Raw genomic sequence first — 17,838 nt, forward strand, 5'->3', positions numbered from 1 at the left:
ATTCCCCCTATGGCGTTAACTGAGCATGCAACCCTGCGGCGTCGATGGCGTATTGCCGCCGCAGCGCCGCCCGGCTGCTGCTGTGGGTAAATTCATAAGCCGGCACGCCCAGCGCGGTAAACGGCCGCGGCAGCTGATGCCGCAGCAACAGCTCACCGATGATGGTGCCCAGGCCACCGCTGAGGGCGTGCTCCTCCATGGTCAGCACCCGGCGGTGCGAACGTATCAACGCCACTACCGCCGCCTCATTGAGTGGCCAGAGCGAAGGCAGCGAGACGATGGTCGGGTTATCGCCCAATTCCAGCACCTTCATCGCCTCGTGCGCCACCGTCCCCAGGCAAAACACCAGGCTGTCAGATCCTTGATGCAGCACCTCCGGCTCTCCGGGGCGGAAGTGATAGCTCGCGTTCAGCACCGGCAGCTTGTCGCTGTCCATACGGATATAGGCCGGGCCGGGTTGCGCGATGACATAACGGACAATCTCTGCCGCTTGTCGCGCATCCGCCGGCGCATAGACGCTGAGATTACCCAGCGTGCGGGCGATGGCGATATCGTTCATGCAATGGTGCGTCGCCCCCAGCGGCCCATAGCCGAATCCGGCATTCAGGCCGAGCATTTTCACGTTGGTTTCCGTGTAGCAAACATCGTTTTTCATCTGCTCGTTAGAACGGGCGAACAGGAAAGGCGCGGCGTTGGCGGTAAAGACCGTGCGGCCGCTGAGCGCCATGCCGGCGGCCATGCCCACCATATTTTGTTCGGCGATGCCGACGTTCACCACACGCTCCGGATAAGCCTGCTCAAAGGGCGCGATTTTCGACGTGGACGTGGAGTCCGCCACCATCACGCTCAGATCTGCCCCCGCCAGCTGCTCTTCGATCAACGCCGTCACCACGGCATCGCGTAAGTCCTGCATGTTCACCCCTCCAGTTCCGCCAGCGCCTGCGCCAGCTGTTGTTCGTCCGGTACCGCGTGATGCCAGGCGGCAACGTTAGCCATAAACGACACGCCGTGCCCCTTTTCGGTATTGGCCAAAATCACCCGCGGCTTGTCCTGGCTCGGGCGTTGGATCGCCGCCACCAGCGCCGCCGGATCGTGCCCGTCGCACTCCAGGGTTTCGAAACCGAAAGCGCGCCATTTTTCCGCCAGCGGCTCCAGCGGCATGATGGCCTCTGTCTTGCCCGCCAGCTGCAGCCGGTTGCGATCGACGATGGCAATCAGGTTATCCAGCTTGAATTTGCTGGCCGCCATCGCCGCCTCCCAGTTGGATCCCTCCGCCAGCTCGCCGTCGCCCAGCAGCACGAAAGCGCGGCGATGTGCGCGCCCGGCCAGTTTGTTGCCCAGCGCCAGCCCCACGGCGATAGGCAGGCCATGCCCCAAACCGCCGGAGTTGATCTCCACCAGCTCCGGCAGCTTCTGCCGCACCGGATGCCCGGCCAGCAAGGTGTCGTCGCCCATGAACTGATCGAGCACCGCCGGATCGAGCAGGCCCATCGCCGCGCAGCTGCAGTAAAAACCGCCGGCGCCGTGCCCTTTAGACAAAATGAACCGATCCTGATCGGGCCGGGCATTGCCGCGATCCATCACCGCCATATACAAGGTGCAGATGATGTCGATTTCCGACAGATCGGCGCCGGTATGGCCCTTGCCTGCCTTATGGTTCATGGTCACCACATATCGGCGCGCCTGGCGCGCCGTGTTTTTAATCGCCTGGAAGTCCATCGTCACCTCTGTTTGAGCACGTTGATTATCGTTATCGCCTCTGAAACGATCCGCTAACCCGCCATTGATTTTCGAATGGAAATCATATGCAGCAAAAACGATAATTAATGTGGGCAAGATCAAATTTCAAGCAAAAGCACGCAACAGGCGGAATCACAATTCACAAAAAGCAATAAATAACAATTAAATGCAAACATTCAAATAACTTAAAATTCGTTTTACCCGGTGACTTTCGCTGATACCATAGACTTTCGAATAAAAATCAATATGGGTTGACCGGGTTTATCCATAGCTTTATCAATAATCGCGAGCTAAAATTCAGCGCATCAATAAGGAGTTGCCGTGGCAAACCGCCCGGCGGGAACTGACAGGTGCAGGAGTCTTTCGATTGAAAAGCAAAAGCGAACAGCTGGCGGAAATGCAGCAACGGCGCGAAAAGATCCTCGACATGATCCGCGAAGACGGCTCGGCGACGGTCAAAATGCTGACCGATACCTTCAAGCTGACCGAAGCGACCATTCGCACCGACCTGCGGGTCCTGCAGCAACAAGGTTATGTGCAGCGTTTCCACGGCGGCGCAACCCTGGTCGATGGCAAGCAAAACACCCATGCCATGCTGTTGGAACGCCAGGTCAACCTGACCGCCAAGGATCGCATCGGCAAGCTCGCCGCCGGTTTTATCGAACCGGGCGACACCATCATTCTTGATTCGGGCACCACCACCACGGCTATCGCCAATCACCTGAGCCACATCAAGAAACTGTCCGTTATCACCACCGGCGTCAATATCGCGCTGCAGCTGGGCGGCGAACCGGGCGTGAACATTTTGCTGACCGGCGGCTCGTTCAAATTTCCGACGCTTTCCACTTCCGGGGACAAAGCCGCCGGCTTCTTCGAGAACGTTCTGGCCCAGAAACTGTTCCTCGCAACGGCCTGCATCTCACCCCGCCACGGCCTCAGTTTCCCAAGCGAGACCGACATCAAACTGAAAACGGCGATGATCAACGCAGCCAACACGGTGTATGTGGTTGCCGACTCCAGCAAAATCGATAAGGTGTCGATGTTCGCATTGCCCTGTGACTGGCAGCATATCGACTATTTGATCACCGACGACGGTATCAGCAATACCGCCATACAGGCCTTTGAGAAGGTGGGAGTAAAGGTGTTGGTGGCAGGCGCCTGACGGGCGCCTGCGAGAAGAATGCTTATTCCGGTTTGCGCGCCGCGATTTCCTGCTGCTCTTGCGGCGGCGGCGTCAGCGGGCCAAACCAGCGCTGCGCCAGCCAGCAGGTGACCACCACCAACAGCCAACTGATCAGCGTGGCCATCGCCAGATCGCGTGGCCAGTGCATGCCCAGCAGCAAACGGCTGCCCATCACCCCCGTTGCCCACACCATCAGCAGCGCGACGGTTTTATAATGGCGGCGCGGCCACAGCAGCCCTACGCCCAACAGCGCCCAGGTGGCGGCGAACATCGTATGCCCCGACGGGAAAGCGAAGCCGGTTTCAAACTGCCAGTGCTTGCGCAGCCAGTTCGGCACCAGGGTCTGATCCTGCAATTGCTCGCGCACCAGCGCGCTGCGCTCTTTGCGATGCAGCGAATAGAAGTATTTGCCGTCCACGCCGTGGTTTTGCTCCAGCCATACCACAAACGGCCGCGGTTCTTGCACCCGATCCTTGATCAGCGACTTGATCCCCTGCCCAATCACCAACGCGGCGGAAAGCAGGATCGCCAGACCGATGGCCGCCTTGAGCCGAAAGCGCAGACACCACAAAAACCAACCGCAAAGGATAGCGCTGGTCAAAATGCCCCACGGCGAGGTCACGGTTTCGGTCACCCAGTACAGCGCTTTCAGCACCCGATCATTGCCGCCGGGCTGCCAGTGCCAGCCGGATACCCAGACCGCCAGCGGCATCAACAGCAGCAGCAGCGCGCCGCCCGCCGTGCGTTTTGCTATCTCATACATTCCCGTTTTCCTCTGCGTGAATCAGACTGCAGTGTAACAAGAGTGTAATCTTGATAACACGCGAAAAATTAAACAGATAGGCAACCTATCGCAATAATAGGTAGCCGGAAAACGCCATCTGCTGGTTTGCTGAGCACCGCCCGGCAAGAAGTTGTGGCAAAATAGCCGATAATTAACGAAATAGAGATCGGCGCAGCACGTTTTAGTCTTGGTCAATTTACCGAACCGGACTTAGGATGCGCGACAATGATTGAATCGTAGGTTTTTGTGGAGAGTGACATGCAGCTTAAACGGGTGGCAGAGGCTAAACTGCCGACACCTTGGGGCGATTTCCTGATGGTAGGATTCGAAGAACTGGCGACCGGGCATGACCATCTGGCGCTGGTATTCGGTGATATTTCCGGCGAAGCGCCGGTGCTCGCGCGCGTGCATTCCGAATGTCTTACCGGCGATGCCCTGTTCAGCCTGCGCTGCGACTGCGGTTTTCAGCTGGAAGCCGCGCTGGAGCAAATCGCCGAAGAAGGCCGCGGCATTCTGCTTTATCATCGCCAGGAGGGCCGCAATATCGGCCTGTTGAACAAGATCCGCGCCTATGCCCTGCAGGATAAGGGCGCAGACACCGTGGAAGCCAACCACCAGCTCGGCTTCGCCGCCGACGAGCGCGACTTCACCCTGTGCGCCGACATGTTCAAACTGCTGGGCGTCGACGCGGTGCGTTTGCTGACCAACAACCCGAAAAAGGTCGAGATCCTGACCGAAGCCGGCATCAACATCAGCGAGCGCGTACCGCTGATCGTCGGCCGTAACCCGAAGAACGAACACTATCTGGCGACCAAGGCCGCCAAAATGGGCCATTTGCTCGACCAGAAGTGATCGCCGCCGCGGCGGAAACAATCAGGGCGCCTTGCGGCGCCCTTTTTATTGCTTAATTACAGCATTTTCCTGATCACATAATGCAGGATGCCGTCGTTTTCGTAGTAGGTCAGCTCATTGCCGGTATCGATGCGGCAACGGGTGTCGATCACTTCCTTGCGCCCGTCAGCATAGGTGATGTGCACCGGCACCGTCTGGCCCGGCTGCAGCTGCTGCAGGCCGCCGACGCTGATCTGCTCATCCCCGGTCAGCCCCAGGGTTTTGCGCGTCACCCCTTGCGGGAACTCCAGCGGCAAAATCCCCATGCCGATCAGGTTGGAGCGGTGAATGCGCTCGAAGGATTCGGCGATCACCACCCGCACGCCCAACAGGCGCGGCCCTTTCGCCGCCCAGTCGCGGCTGGAGCCAGAGCCGTACTCTTTACCGGCGATCACCGCCAGCGGCACCTTTTCCTGCTGATACTGCATGGCGGCGTCGTAGATAGACAGCTGCTGCTGCGACGGGATATGGCGGGTATAGCCCCCTTCCACGCCCGGCACCATTTCGTTGCGAATGCGGATATTGGCGAAGGTGCCGCGCATCATCACTTCGTGGTTGCCGCGGCGCGAGCCGTAAGAGTTGAAATCCTGCGGCGCCACGCCGTGCTCGCTCAGGTAACGCCCCGCCGGGCTGTCGCGCTTGATGTTGCCCGCCGGCGAGATGTGGTCAGTGGTCACCGAGTCGGCCAGAATCGCCAGAATGCGCGCGTCTTTGATGTCCTGCACCGGATCCGGCGTCACCTTCATGGTGCTGAAGAACGGCGGATGGCGGATATAAGTAGAATCCTCCTGCCACTGATAGGTCGCCGAGCCGGTCACCTGGATCGCCTGCCAGTTAGCGTCGCCGTCGAACACTTCGCCATATTCCTTGTGGAACATCTCGGTGCGCACTTCTTCCACCGCCTGAGCGATGTCCTGGCTGCTCGGCCAGATGTCCTTCAAATAGACCGGTTGACCGTCGTTGCCCTCGCCCAGCGGCTCTTTGGTCAGGTCAATCTTCATGCTGCCCGCCAGCGCATAAGCCACCACCAGCGGCGGCGAGGCCAGCCAGTTGGTTTTCACCAGCGGGTGGATGCGCCCTTCGAAGTTGCGGTTGCCCGACAGCACCGCGCCCACGGTCAGATCGCCCTCTTTTATCGCCTGCTCGATCGGATCCGGCAGCGGGCCGGAGTTACCGATGCAGGTGGTACAGCCATAGCCCACCAGATTAAACCCCAGCTCTTCCAGATAGGCGGTGAGTTTGGCGCTGTCGAAGTAGTCGGTCACCACTTTGGATCCCGGCGCCAGCGAGGTTTTTACCCAGGGCTTGCTGCGCAGCCCTTTCTTGACAGCATTTTTCGCCAGCAGGCCGGCCGCCATCATCACGCTCGGGTTGGAGGTGTTGGTGCAGGAGGTGATCGCCGCGATCACCACCGCGCCGTCGCGCAGTTCGTGCTGCTGCCCGTCCAGCGTAAAGGTTTTGCTGTCGGCTTTGGCCTTTTGACCGCCGATATCCAGCTCGGTGGCGGCCTTGAACGCCTGCGGCACATTTGGCAGCGCAACGCGATCCTGCGGGCGTTTCGGCCCGGCGAGGCTGGCTTCCACCGTCGACATGTCCAGCGCCAGTGAGCTGGTGAAGACCGGTTCATCACCGGGGTTGCGCCACATGCCCTGCGCCTTGGCGTAAGCTTCCACCAGCGCGATTTGTTCTGCGCTGCGGCCGCTGAGCTTCATGTAGCCGAGCGTAACGTCATCCACCGGGAAGAAGCCGCAGGTGGCGCCAAATTCCGGCGACATGTTGGCGATGGTTGCCCGGTCCGCCAGCGGCAGATCGGCCAGGCCATCGCCGTAAAACTCGACGAACTTGCCGACAACGCCATGCTTGCGCAGCATTTGGGTGACGGTCAGCACCAGGTCAGTGGCGGTAATGCCCTCGCGGAGCTTGCCGGTCAGCTTGAAGCCGACCACGTCGGGGATCAGCATCGACACCGGCTGGCCCAGCATCGCCGCTTCCGCTTCGATGCCGCCGACGCCCCAGCCGAGGATGCCGAGGCCGTTGATCATGGTGGTGTGGGAGTCGGTGCCCACCAGCGTATCGGGATAAGCCACGCGGCGGCCGCTTTCGTCGCTGTGCCAGACCGTTTGGCCAAGGTATTCAAGGTTGACCTGGTGACAGATGCCGGTGCCCGGCGGCACTACGCGGAAGCGGTTGAAGGCTTTCTGCCCCCAGCGCAGGAAGGTGTAGCGCTCGTGGTTGCGCTGCATTTCGATACGCACGTTGTCTTCAAAGGCGTTGTCATCGCCAAATTCATCGACGGTGACCGAGTGGTCAATCACCAGATCCACCGGCGACAGCGGGTTCACCTGATCGACGTTGCCCCCCAACCGCCGCACCGCTTCGCGCATCGCGGCCAGATCCACCACCGCCGGAACGCCGGTAAAATCCTGCATCAGCACGCGCGCCGGACGGTAGGCTATCTCACGGTCGGCATGGCCGGTTTGCAGCCAGGCGACGATGGCCTTGAGGTCGTCAACCTGCACGGTATCGCCATCCACATGGCGCAGCAGGTTCTCCAATAGCACTTTCATTGATTTCGGCAACCGGTCGATATCACCCAGCTGCTTCGCCGCCAGCGGCAGACTGTAATAGTAATATTCGCTATTCAGCGCAACCAGCTTATCCATACTTGTTTCACGAAGATCGGACGACATAGCTCCTCCATTTCTTATTGTGATAAAACAGGGTAATCACTGAGGTCTTGTTTAAAGATACCACAAAGATAAGTTAACGTTTTGATAACAACACGATTTGATCACAACGATAGGTGGGAACAATCAGCGCAAAGGAAGTCCGAACGCCGCCAAGGGGTTAGGCTGCGCGCCAACGAAAACGCTGCAACGAGGCGGCACTTTGGCGAGGAAGACCTCGCGGTTTTAGCGGGGGTTAGCTACGCCTTAGCAGCGCATCCCGAAGAATATGAAAGTCAGATGCCTGATAGAGAGTGTTCCTGGAGGACGGCGACTTTTCAGGATGATCAACAAGCAAGGTGCGGATTTCCGGGCTAAAAAAACCCGGTTTGGCAGGCGCCTCTCCGGGTTTGATTTGATATCGTCAACGATTACTTAATCGGCAGCTTGATGTCCTTGAACATCGCCTCGATCTCTTCGTTGGAACGCAGCGCCACCGCGCTGTCGACCACGTCGCGCGTCAGGTGCGGCGCGAAGCGCTGAATGAAGTCGTACATGTAGCTGCGCAGGAAGGTGCTGCGGCGGAAGCCGATTTTAGTGGTGCTGTAGGTGAAGATATCACTTGCATCCACCGTCACCAGATCCGGATCCTGCACCGGATCCACCGCCATGCTGGCGATCACCCCCACCCCCAATCCCAGACGCACATAGGTTTTGATCACGTCGGCGTCGGTGGCGGTAAAGACGATGCGCGGCGTCAGGCCGGCGCGGTTGAAAGCGGTATCCAGCTCCGAACGCCCGGTAAAGCCGAAGGTGTAAGTGACGATCGGGTAAGCCGCCAGCTCTTCAATGCTGATGCTGCTTTTGCCCGCCAAAGGATGATCGGGCTTCACCACCACCGCGCGGTTCCAGTGGTAGCACGGCAGCATGATGAGATCGTCGTACAGGTGCAGCGCTTCGGTGGCGATGGCGAAATCGGCGGTGCCTTTGGAGACCGCTTCGGCGATCTGCGTCGGCGAGCCCTGGTGCATGTGCAGCGAGACGCGCGGGTAACGCTCGATAAAGCCCTTGATGACGTTGGGCAAGGCGTAGCGAGCCTGGGTATGCGTGGTGGCGACGTACAGCGAGCCTTTGTCCGGGTAAGTATGTTCACCGGCAACAGCTTTGATGGCATCCACCTTGGACAGCACTTCACGCGCGATGCGAATGATTTCCTGGCCGGCCGGGGTGACCTGGGTCAGGTGTTTGCCGCTGCGGGCGAAGATCTGGATGCCCAGCTCATCTTCGAGCATGCGCACCTGCTTACTGATGCCGGGTTGCGAGGTATAGAGCCCTTCTGCCGTCGAGGAGACATTCAGGTTGTGGTTAACCACTTCCACAATGTAACGAAGCTGCTGCAATTTCATATCTTATACCATCCTAGGTTAAACACTGCGGCTTACCCGCAGCCAGGTATATCGGTGTCGCCCCGGTATGCTGAAACTCACAAGCCATAAACACCGTGTTTTACCCTGATGGTGAAGAAAACGCCGTTGTTAATAAGCTTTAATAATAAAAAAACTTTTTATATAACCACTATACCACGTTGCAGCTTCAAGTATAGATCCGCGTCACACTATGATAACGATTATTTTGCATTGGTATCAACGTGAAACGGCGGTGACGGAGGGGTAAAAACAGCAAAGGATAGATCCGTTTCCCCCTTTTCACCAATAAAAAACCAGCCGCCAGGGCTGGTTTTTCATCTTGCGGGCGGGACATTGGCCTTACTTCTTGCCTTCGACCCACTTGCCGTCCACGTAGAACGCGGACCAACCGGTCGCCTTGCCGTCTTTTTCAGAAGAGACGTACTGCTGTTTGGTTTTGCGGCTGAAACGCACCAGCGTTTTATTGCCTTCGGCGTCCGCCACCGGCGCATCGGCCAGATAGCGCAGCTTCTCCGGCAGGCGATCCTTGAAGCGAGCCAGCTCTTCCACCAGCGGCGCGCGGGTCTCGCGCGATTTAGGGAAGGTGTTGGCCGCCAGGAACACGCCGGCAGCGCCGTCACGCAGCACGAAATAGGCGTCGGACTTCTCGCACGGCAGCTCCGGCAACGGCACCGGATCTTCCTTCGGCGGCGCGACGTCGCCGTTACGCAGGATCTTGCGGGTGTTTTTGCAGTTCTCGTTGGTGCAGCCCATGTACTTGCCGAAACGCCCCATTTTCAGGTGCATTTCCGAGCCGCACTTGTCGCACTCCACCACCGGGCCGTCGTAGCCTTTCAGACGGAACTCGCCCTCTTCGATCTCGTAACCGTCGCACGCCGGGTTGTTACCGCAGACGTGCAGCTTGCGCTGGTTGTCGATCAGATAGCTGTCCATCGCCGTACCGCATTTCTTGCAGCGGCGGCGGGCGCGCAGCGCGTTGGTTTCCGCCTCGTCGCCTTCGAGGATGTTGAGCACTTCCGCTTCCGGCACCAGGTTGATGGTGGTTTTGCAGCGCTCCTTCGGCGGCAGCGCGTAGCCGGAACAGCCGAGGAACACGCCGGTGCTGGCAGTACGGATGCCCATCTTGCGGCCGCAGGTCGGGCAGTCGATGCTGGTCATCACCATCTGGTTAGGCCGCATGCCGCCTTCTTCCGGATCCTTCTCCGCCGTTTCCAGCTGTTCGCTGAAGTCGACGAAGAACTCGTCCAGCACCGCTTTCCACTCGGCCTGGTTGTTGGCGACCTCATCGAGACCATCTTCCATGCGTGCGGTGAAGTCATAGTTCATCAGCTCGCGGAAGTTTTCTTCCAGGCGATCGGTGACGATCTCACCCATTTTCTCGGCATAGAAGCGGCGGCTTTCCACCCGCACATAACCGCGATCCTGAATGGTCGAGATGATGGAGGCGTAGGTGGACGGGCGGCCGATGCCGCGTTTTTCCAGCTCTTTCACCAGCGAGGCTTCGCTGTAGCGCGCCGGCGGCTTGGTGAAGTGCTGGCTTGGGATCAGTTTCTGCAGATCCAGTTCGCTGCCGATTTCGACGTATGGCAGGGTGCGATCTTCATCTCCCTTGCGCAACGCCGGCATCACCTTGGTCCAGCCGTCAAAGCGCAGCGTACGGCCCTTGGCGCGCAGCTGATAATCGCCGGCTTTCACCGTCAGCGTGGTGGAATCGTATTGCGCCGGCGTCATCTGGCAGGCAACGAACTGGCGCCAGATCAGCTGATACAGCTTCTGCGCGTCCGCTTCCATGTCTTTCAACTGCTCGGCGAGCACGTTCACGTCCGAAGGACGGATCGCTTCGTGCGCTTCCTGCGAATTCTCTTTGCTGCTGTACTGATTCGGCGCCTTCGGCAGGTATTTGTCGCCGAAGTTGTCGCCGATGTAGCCACGCACCATGTTGAGCGCATCCTGGCTCAGGTTGGTGGAATCGGTACGCATATAGGTGATGTGGCCGGCTTCATACAGCCGTTGCGCCATCATCATGGTTTTTTTCACGCCGAAGCTCAGGCGGGTACTGGCGGCCTGCTGCAGCGTGGAGGTAATGAAAGGCGCGCCCGGTTTGCTGCTGGTCGGTTTGTCTTCGCGATCCAGCACCGTGTAGCGGGCTTTTTCTAGCAGCTTGACCGCGGCGTGAGTCTGCTCGCGGTTGACCGGTTTGAACGGTTTGTCGTGCGCGTGGGTCACTTCCATCTGCAGCGCGGTTTCACCCTTCGCCAGCAGATCGGCATGCAGCTCCCAGTACTCTTCCGGCACGAAGGCCTTGATGTCGCGCTCGCGCTCAACCACCAGGCGCACCGCCACCGACTGCACGCGGCCGGCGGACAGGCCGCGGGCGATTTTCTTCCACAGCAGCGGCGAGACCATATAGCCCACCACGCGGTCCATGAACCGGCGCGCCTGCTGCGCGTTGACGCGGTCAATGTTCAGCTCGCCCGGCTGTTTGAACGCCTGCTGGATCGCGTTTTTGGTGATTTCGTTAAACACCACGCGGCTAAAGCGTTTGTCATCCCCACCGATCACTTCCCGCAGGTGCCAGGCGATGGCTTCCCCTTCGCGGTCAAGGTCGGTTGCGAGATAAATGTGGTCGGCGTTTTCCGCCAGCGATTTTAACTCGGCGACCACTTTTTCTTTACCCGGCAGGATTTCATAATGCGCTTTCCAGCCGTGATAAGGGTCGACGCCCATGCGATTTACCAGCGCCGCCTTCTCATCTTTTTTAACTTTTTTCTTGGCTTTGTCTTCGGTTGAGTCAGCGCTCTTTTTGCTGGCTGAGCCACTGGTCGGCAAATCACGGATATGACCGACGCTGGACTTCACCACGTAGTCACTTCCTAAATATTTATTAATAGTTTTGGCTTTTGCCGGGGACTCAACTATTACGAGAGCTTTACCCATATTTACCTTTACCTAATTTATTTCTTCTAAAAAGAAGTCTTTTATCTCGCCGTGCCGCGGCAATTCGTGTCTCTTTTTTTATATTGCGGCAGTCTGGCAAGAGATCAACAGATTTTTTTCTTTTGGTTGCCCAACCGCTCAACCTGAACGCAAGTTGTTGATCCTGCCTGCTATTCACCCATGCCCCAGAAGTATGGCTGTGTGAGTTTTATTCATGGCGTAAACAAAACCTTCCACCCGACGCCGCAAAATCCCACACTGTACCTGATAAAAAGCGTCACGCAACCTAATTAGCACGGAAAGGCCGATTTCGCCAACCGGCGGCCGCGCATGGCCATCCAGACGGCAAATAAACCTTAGTCGGTTTGCGGATAAAAGCGAACCGGCGTTAGAATATGCGCAGAGTTTTTAGTTTGGAGTCTAATAAATGCGCACAAATACTGCCCCTATCGGCCGCGAGGCCCTGCTGGCGGAAGCAAATAACATCATCCGCCAACACGAAGATTATCTGCACGGCATGATCGCCACCGACGTTGAACAAAAAAACGGCGTTTTAGTTTTCCGCGGCGAATACTTTTTGGATGCCGACGGATTGCCCACCGCCAAAACCACCGCGGTATTTAATATGTTTAAACATTTGGCCCATCTGCTTTCGGCAAAATACCACCTGGTCGATTGAGAAAAGAAAACGGGGGCGCCCGGCCCCCGCTGATTCACGCTATCGCCGCCGTTACAGCAGCGGCTTTTCCCCACGCTGCCACCAGCGCAACAGCAAGCGATCGACGCTTTCCGCCGCGCTGCCGGTAAAGCGATCCATCAGGCGTTTGCGGCGCGAATAGCGCACGGCGATCACTTCGTGGTTATCCAGCTCAGCGATCAGCAAGTCATCGCTGGTGCCGATAGCGTCAATCAGGCCCTTCTCTTTCGCCTGTGAACCGAACCAGTGCTCACCGGTGGCGACGCTGTCGATGTCGAGCGACGGGCGCTGCTCATGCACGAAGCGCTTGAACAGCTCGTGGGTTTCGTTCAGATCTTCACGGAACTTCTCGCGCCCCTGTTCGGTGTTTTCACCGAACAGCGTCAGCGTGCGTTTGAACTGCCCGGCGGTGTGCAGCTCCACGTCGATGTCGTTCTTCTTCAGCAGGCGGTGGAAGTTCGGGATCTGCGCCACCACGCCGATCGAGCCGATGATGGCGAACGGCGCCGCCACGATGCGATCCGCGACGCAGGCCATCATGTAGCCGCCGCTGGCCGCCACTTTATCCACCGCTACCGTCAGGCGAATGCCGCCTTTACGCAGGCGCTCCAGCTGCGAGGCCGCCAGGCCGTAGCCGTGCACCACTCCGCCAGGGCTTTCCAGCCGCAGCAGGACTTCATCCTGCGCCGACGCCACCGCCAACACCGCCGAGATCTCTTCGCGCAGCGAGGTCACCTCGTGCGCGTCCATGCTGCCCTTGAAATCCAGCACATACAGGCACGGCTTGGCCACCTCGACCGCGCCGGACTTGGCGCGCTGCTTTTTCAGCTTGCCGTCGGCCTTGGTCTGTTTCTTGAACTGTTTCAGCCAAACCTTTTGCTCGGCGGCATCCATGCGCGCCAGGCGCATGTCACGCTGCATCTCGCGATACTGTTCACCGAGATCGGTCAGCTGCAGCTCCCCTTTCTGGCGGCTCTTGCGTTGCCCCAGACTGACAGCCAGTATGGCCAACGCGGCGATGGCGAGCACCACCGTGGCAACCTTGGCCAGAAACAGGCCATAAACAGATATAAACTCCACAGATTCCGCCTTTATTTACAGGTTGTTAGTATGATTCTTCCCATTTTAGCCAACCGCAGCGGCTGCTGTCGCGGCTAAATGAAAATTCATTGCGCACGGAGCATCACTATGGGGACGATTTGCGGCCGAACCAAGCCGTCGCCGCCGCGCTTTTGTTACAAAAGAATGCCATTTCAGCCTGCTACGCATTGAAAATGCCGGCGGATTAAGGCATATAACACCCATTATTCATCAATATGATGAGACGCATTCGCTGCGCGGCCCGCAGACGGTCGAGCCTTCGCTCCCGCCCCGGCCGCGCGTTTCACTCTTGCTCCCCGATATCTGCGGGAGAACGGCCACCCAGGCGAGGATTTATCGTGCATTACCAACCCAAACAAGATCTGCTCGAACAACGTATCATTCTGGTCACCGGCGCCGGCGACGGCATCGGCCGCGAAGCGGCGCTGACCTACGCGCGCTTCGGTGCCCGGCTGGTGCTGCTGGGGCGCACCGAGAGCAAGCTGCTGGCGGTACAACAAGAGATCGCGGCCCAGGGCGGCGCCCCGGCGTTGGTGGTGACGCTGGACTTGCTGCACGCCACGCCGGAGCAATGCCGGCAGATAGCCGACGATCTGGCGCGCCAGATCCCCCGCCTTGACGGCGTGCTGCACAACGCCGGCCTGCTCGGCGACATCGCGCCGATGGCCGACCTGTCGATGACCATGTGGCAAGAGGTGATGCAGGTTAACGTCAACGCCACCTTTATGCTGACTCAGGCGCTGCTGCCGCTGCTGCTGAAATCCCACGCCGGTTCGCTGGTGTTCACCAGTTCCAGCGTCGGGCGCGCCGGCCGCGCAGACTGGGGCGCCTATGCGGTGTCGAAGTTCGCCACCGAGGGCATGATGCAGGTGTTGGCCGACGAGTATAAAAACCGCAATTTGCGGGTGAACTGCATCAATCCGGGCGGCACCCGCACCAAAATGCGCGCATCTGCCTTCCCGCACGAAGACAAGAACAAGCTGAAAACCCCGGCCGATATCATGCCGCTGTATCTGTATCTGATGGGCGAAGACAGCCGCCGCAAAACCGGCATGAGCTTCGACGCCCAGCCGAACCGTAAACCCGGCGCGGCCGAATAAGGAGCGTTTTCATGGCGGAAGATCGTCATCAACAGCGCCAGCAGCGCCTGAAAGAACAGGTCGATGCGCGTATCGCCGCGGCGCAGGACACGCGCGGCCTGCTGCTGGTGTTTACCGGCAACGGCAAGGGTAAGACCACCGCCGCCTTCGGCACCGTCACCCGGGCGGTCGGCCACGGCATGCGCGCCGGGGTGATCCAGTTCATCAAGGGCGAATGGCCCAATGGCGAAAAGAATCTGCTGCAGCAACACGGCGTTGAATTTCAGGTGATGGCCACCGGCTTCACCTGGGAGACGCAGAACAAAGCCGGCGATACCGCCGCCTGCCAGGCGGTGTGGCAACACGGCAAACGCATGCTGACCGACAGCAGCCTGGATCTGGTGCTGCTGGACGAAGTGACCTACATGCTGACCTACGGCTATCTGGAACTGGAAGAGCTGAAGGCCGCGTTGCTGGAGCGCCCTGCGCACCAAACGGTGATCCTGACCGGGCGCGGTTGCCATCGCGATCTGCTGGAACTGGCGGATACGGTCACGGAGATGCGGCCGGTGAAGCACGCGTTTGATGCGGGCGTGAAGGCGCAACAGGGGATCGATTGGTAACAAAAGTTCTGGCCCCGAACGGGGCCAGAATGAGAGATTAGCTGCGTTTGCTCGGCTTGCCCGGTTTACCCGGCTTGCTGCCTGGCGCACTGCGGCGGCCGCTGCCGGCCACCTGCGAATGGCGCTTGACCGCGCGGCGGATCTGGTTAGCCTTCACGCGGCGGCGCTCACGCTCCACCGGCATCTTGCTGACCGTTTCCGGCTTCAATTCCACCAGCTCGCGCAGGTAGTTGATCGCCGGCAGATCCAGCTCGGCCCAGCCGCCGCGCGGCAGGCCTTTCGGCAGATCGATGTCGCCATAGCGCACGCGGATCAGGCGGCTCACCTGCACGCCCACCGCTTCCCACAGGCGACGCACTTCACGGTTGCGGCCTTCGGTCAGGGTCACGTTGTACCACTGGTTGAGGCCTTCACCGCCCTGGAAGCTGATGGTGCGGAAGGCAGCCGGGCCGTCTTCCAGCTGCACGCCCTTGCTCAGCTGCTTCACTTTCGCATCGTCGACCTGGCCGAACACGCGTACCGCGTACTCGCGCTCCACTTCACGGCTCGGGTGCATCAGACGGTTGGCCAGTTCGCCATCGGTGGTGAACAGCAGCAGACCGGAGGTGTTGACGTCTAGGCGCCCTACCGCCACCCAGCGCGAACCGCGCAGCTTAGGCAGACGATCGAACACCGTCGGGCGGCCTTCAGGATCGCTGCGGGTACACAGCTCGCCTTCCGGTTTGTAGTAGGCCAGCACCCGGCAGACCACGTCTTCAGACTCTTTGATCGACAGGACATGACCGTCCAGGCGAATTTTCATCGCCGGCGTCACTTCAACGCGATCGCCCAGCTTGGCGACCTTGCCGTCGACGCTGACGCGCCCGGCTTCAATCATGGTTTCGATTTCACGACGCGAGCCATGCCCGGCGCGCGCTAAAACTTTCTGTAACTTTTCGCTCATTGAGCAACCTCTAATGTCGCCTTCACAGGCCTCATGGTATGCTATATTTTCAATAGGTTACGGCAATAAACCCCATAACCATATAATTTTGCACACATTTTGGAATACGTTATGTCAAACACGGCGTCACACAAACTGTCACACACAATCCAACGTGGCCGGACATTCTACACAAATTTTAGACTTAATGATTCCAAAAAGTTTGTTCGGTTATCACTTAATACTGACAGTTTGAAACAGGCTCAGTTGGTCATGTCCAAAATGGCGCCTTATATTCCGTTGGTTCAGTCTGGAGCAATGTCCGTGGACAAGTTCAAGGCAAAGCTCAACGGACTGAAGGACCTCACCAAGCAAGATTTGGATACATTCCTGTTGCGCCACCTTGAAGACGACTATGAAGAGGTGGAAAAGCTGCCAAAACTCGGGACACTAACGAAACAATATTTCGGCGGCAGCATTGACCGGGAAGCGACGAAAAATGACGCCACAGGCTATGCGAGAGCAACTATAGATAATATTCATTCAGGCTCAGATTTTGGACTGGCCGCCCTTAAGCATTCCCTACGGCATAAGGGGATTAATCCTGAGGGGCTACCGGATGAAATGAGCGATGTCGTTAGCCAGATTGATATGTCGTTGGCTATGAAGTATCAAGCTTACGAAGCATTTTATTCAGATGACTTCTTGAAATACCGCCAAATTTTGGGTTCGCTCAAAGAACAGGTAAAGAGCCTCTCAGATAGAGCGCCGAGTCAAAACCACGCTCCACAAGTTCAGTCGCCCTCATCCGCAGTACGGCTATCTGAAGCTTGGAAAATGTATGTTGCAGACAAGGGGCAGAAATGGCGGCGTTCAGTCGCCAGTGAGAATCAACGATTCTACGATGTTCTTTTCCTCGTTGTGGGAGATATTCCCGTTGATAGCGTCACCAAGCAGCACATAAGGGAAGCACTGAAGATTGCCGAGAATCTCCCCACTCGAACCCGATCACCCTACTCCAGCATGACCCTAGCCGAATGCGTTGCCTATGATGTCCCGGAGGAGGATTTAATCTCAAGTGAACACGTCCACAAGCATTTGAAGATCTGGCGCTCACTGTTCAAAACGTACCTTGTCGATCACAAGGACATTTTGACGATCTCACCTACTGACGGAATAACCTATGAGGTGATTCCTAATCGAGGGGGTCACTATAGCGCCGGTGAAATGCAAAAGTTGAAAAAGGCTCTGTCCAACCTCCCCAGTACAGACTGGAGAAAAGATTACTTCCTCACGCTCATTTATACCGGTGCTCGTCGTGCGGAGATTGCCGACATTCGTAAGCGGCACATACGGCGCGATGATGAGACGGGCCGACATTACATATTCATCGAGGGAGGTAAAACCGATCACGCTCAGCGGCAAATCCCAGTCCACAACAAATTGGAGGAGGCTCTGTTCAAACGCATAGCCCTACTATCAGACGAGGATCTGGTGTTTGGGGGCCTACCTGATTACACAACCATCACGAATGGATGGGTTGCTATATTGGACAGTCTTGGAATCCCAACCTATGACGAGTTCGGGTTAAAACGCCGAATTCATAGCCTGCGCCACACATTTATAAGCACAGCAATTGCCAGTGTCTCAAACGCTGCTCTGGTACAGTTCGTTGTGGGCCATAGTCGGACTCAATCGTTGGGGATTACCTCGCGGTACACACACAGGCCGCCCCTCAAAGAGCTATTGTGTGTTGTTGATTGTATCGGTTGACATATCATGTGCAGA

14 protein-coding genes are annotated in these 17,838 nt (G+C 58.1%); 6 read left to right on the forward strand and 8 right to left on the reverse strand.

What is annotated here, in order from left to right; genetic code table 11:
• Positions 1-7: 7 nt before the first annotated feature.
• Both ABTW55_RS24860 and ABTW55_RS24865 read right to left on the reverse strand, forming a co-directional pair.
• The gene (locus ABTW55_RS24860; RefSeq protein ID WP_060418851.1) at positions 8-913 is read right to left on the reverse strand and encodes a transketolase family protein; all 906 of its coding nucleotides are present in this window, start codon (positions 911-913) and stop codon (positions 8-10) included.
• A 2-nt stretch (positions 914-915) separates the two neighbouring features.
• Positions 916-1,719: a transketolase gene (locus ABTW55_RS24865; protein WP_033634732.1), complete on the reverse strand. Its 804-nt coding sequence runs from the start codon at positions 1,717-1,719 to the stop codon at positions 916-918.
• Between the two features lie 388 nt (positions 1,720-2,107).
• Here ABTW55_RS24865 and ABTW55_RS24870 point away from each other — a divergent pair, with 388 nt between their 5' ends.
• Complete coding sequence (locus ABTW55_RS24870; RefSeq protein ID WP_033647568.1) at positions 2,108-2,902, forward strand: DeoR/GlpR family DNA-binding transcription regulator; 795 nt, start codon at positions 2,108-2,110, stop codon at positions 2,900-2,902.
• Between the two features lie 22 nt (positions 2,903-2,924).
• Here ABTW55_RS24870 and pgpB read toward each other — a convergent pair whose 3' ends face one another.
• Positions 2,925-3,686, reverse strand: coding sequence for a phosphatidylglycerophosphatase B (gene pgpB / locus ABTW55_RS24875; protein ID WP_049195440.1), 762 nt, complete (start codon positions 3,684-3,686; stop codon positions 2,925-2,927).
• 279 nt (positions 3,687-3,965) lie between these two features.
• Here pgpB and ribA point away from each other — a divergent pair, with 279 nt between their 5' ends.
• On the forward strand, positions 3,966-4,559 hold the full coding sequence (gene ribA / locus ABTW55_RS24880; RefSeq protein ID WP_019452695.1) for a GTP cyclohydrolase II: 594 nt from the start codon (positions 3,966-3,968) through the stop codon (positions 4,557-4,559).
• Between the two features lie 56 nt (positions 4,560-4,615).
• On the opposite strand, the gene acnA is transcribed toward ribA, so the two are convergent.
• The 3 genes from acnA to topA form a co-directional block, all read right to left on the reverse strand.
• On the reverse strand, positions 4,616-7,288 hold the full coding sequence (gene acnA / locus ABTW55_RS24885) for an aconitate hydratase AcnA (protein WP_033634746.1): 2,673 nt from the start codon (positions 7,286-7,288) through the stop codon (positions 4,616-4,618).
• A gap of 407 nt (positions 7,289-7,695) precedes the next feature.
• Positions 7,696-8,670: an HTH-type transcriptional regulator CysB gene (gene cysB, locus ABTW55_RS24890; protein WP_033634747.1), complete on the reverse strand. Its 975-nt coding sequence runs from the start codon at positions 8,668-8,670 to the stop codon at positions 7,696-7,698.
• A 360-nt stretch (positions 8,671-9,030) separates the two neighbouring features.
• On the reverse strand, positions 9,031-11,628 hold the full coding sequence (topA, locus tag ABTW55_RS24895) for a type I DNA topoisomerase (protein ID WP_033647571.1): 2,598 nt from the start codon (positions 11,626-11,628) through the stop codon (positions 9,031-9,033).
• Positions 11,629-12,055: 427 nt separating this feature from the next.
• Between topA and ABTW55_RS24900 the strand changes: the two genes are divergently transcribed.
• Positions 12,056-12,307: a YciN family protein gene (locus tag ABTW55_RS24900; protein ID WP_060421311.1), complete on the forward strand. Its 252-nt coding sequence runs from the start codon at positions 12,056-12,058 to the stop codon at positions 12,305-12,307.
• 51 nt (positions 12,308-12,358) lie between these two features.
• On the opposite strand, the gene sohB is transcribed toward ABTW55_RS24900, so the two are convergent.
• On the reverse strand, positions 12,359-13,405 hold the full coding sequence (gene sohB, locus ABTW55_RS24905; protein WP_060421313.1) for a protease SohB: 1,047 nt from the start codon (positions 13,403-13,405) through the stop codon (positions 12,359-12,361).
• Positions 13,406-13,764: 359 nt separating this feature from the next.
• Between sohB and ABTW55_RS24910 the strand changes: the two genes are divergently transcribed.
• The gene (locus ABTW55_RS24910) at positions 13,765-14,526 is read left to right on the forward strand and encodes a YciK family oxidoreductase (RefSeq protein ID WP_060421316.1); all 762 of its coding nucleotides are present in this window, start codon (positions 13,765-13,767) and stop codon (positions 14,524-14,526) included.
• An 11-nt stretch (positions 14,527-14,537) separates the two neighbouring features.
• A complete protein-coding gene (gene cobO, locus ABTW55_RS24915) occupies positions 14,538-15,128 on the forward strand; it encodes a cob(I)yrinic acid a,c-diamide adenosyltransferase (protein WP_060421319.1) in 591 nt (196 codons plus the stop codon).
• 37 nt (positions 15,129-15,165) lie between these two features.
• Here cobO and rluB read toward each other — a convergent pair whose 3' ends face one another.
• Positions 15,166-16,071, reverse strand: a complete 906-nt coding sequence (gene rluB, locus ABTW55_RS24920; RefSeq protein ID WP_033634753.1) for a 23S rRNA pseudouridine(2605) synthase RluB — start codon at positions 16,069-16,071, stop codon at positions 15,166-15,168.
• A 297-nt stretch (positions 16,072-16,368) separates the two neighbouring features.
• Here rluB and ABTW55_RS24925 point away from each other — a divergent pair, with 297 nt between their 5' ends.
• Positions 16,369-17,823, forward strand: coding sequence for a site-specific integrase (locus tag ABTW55_RS24925; protein ID WP_350429316.1), 1,455 nt, complete (start codon positions 16,369-16,371; stop codon positions 17,821-17,823).
• Positions 17,824-17,838 lie beyond the last annotated feature (15 nt).

Origin of the sequence: Serratia sp. SM04, from assembly GCF_040280225.1 — a bacterium.
Classification (GTDB): Bacteria; Pseudomonadota; Gammaproteobacteria; order Enterobacterales; family Enterobacteriaceae; genus Serratia; species Serratia sarumanii.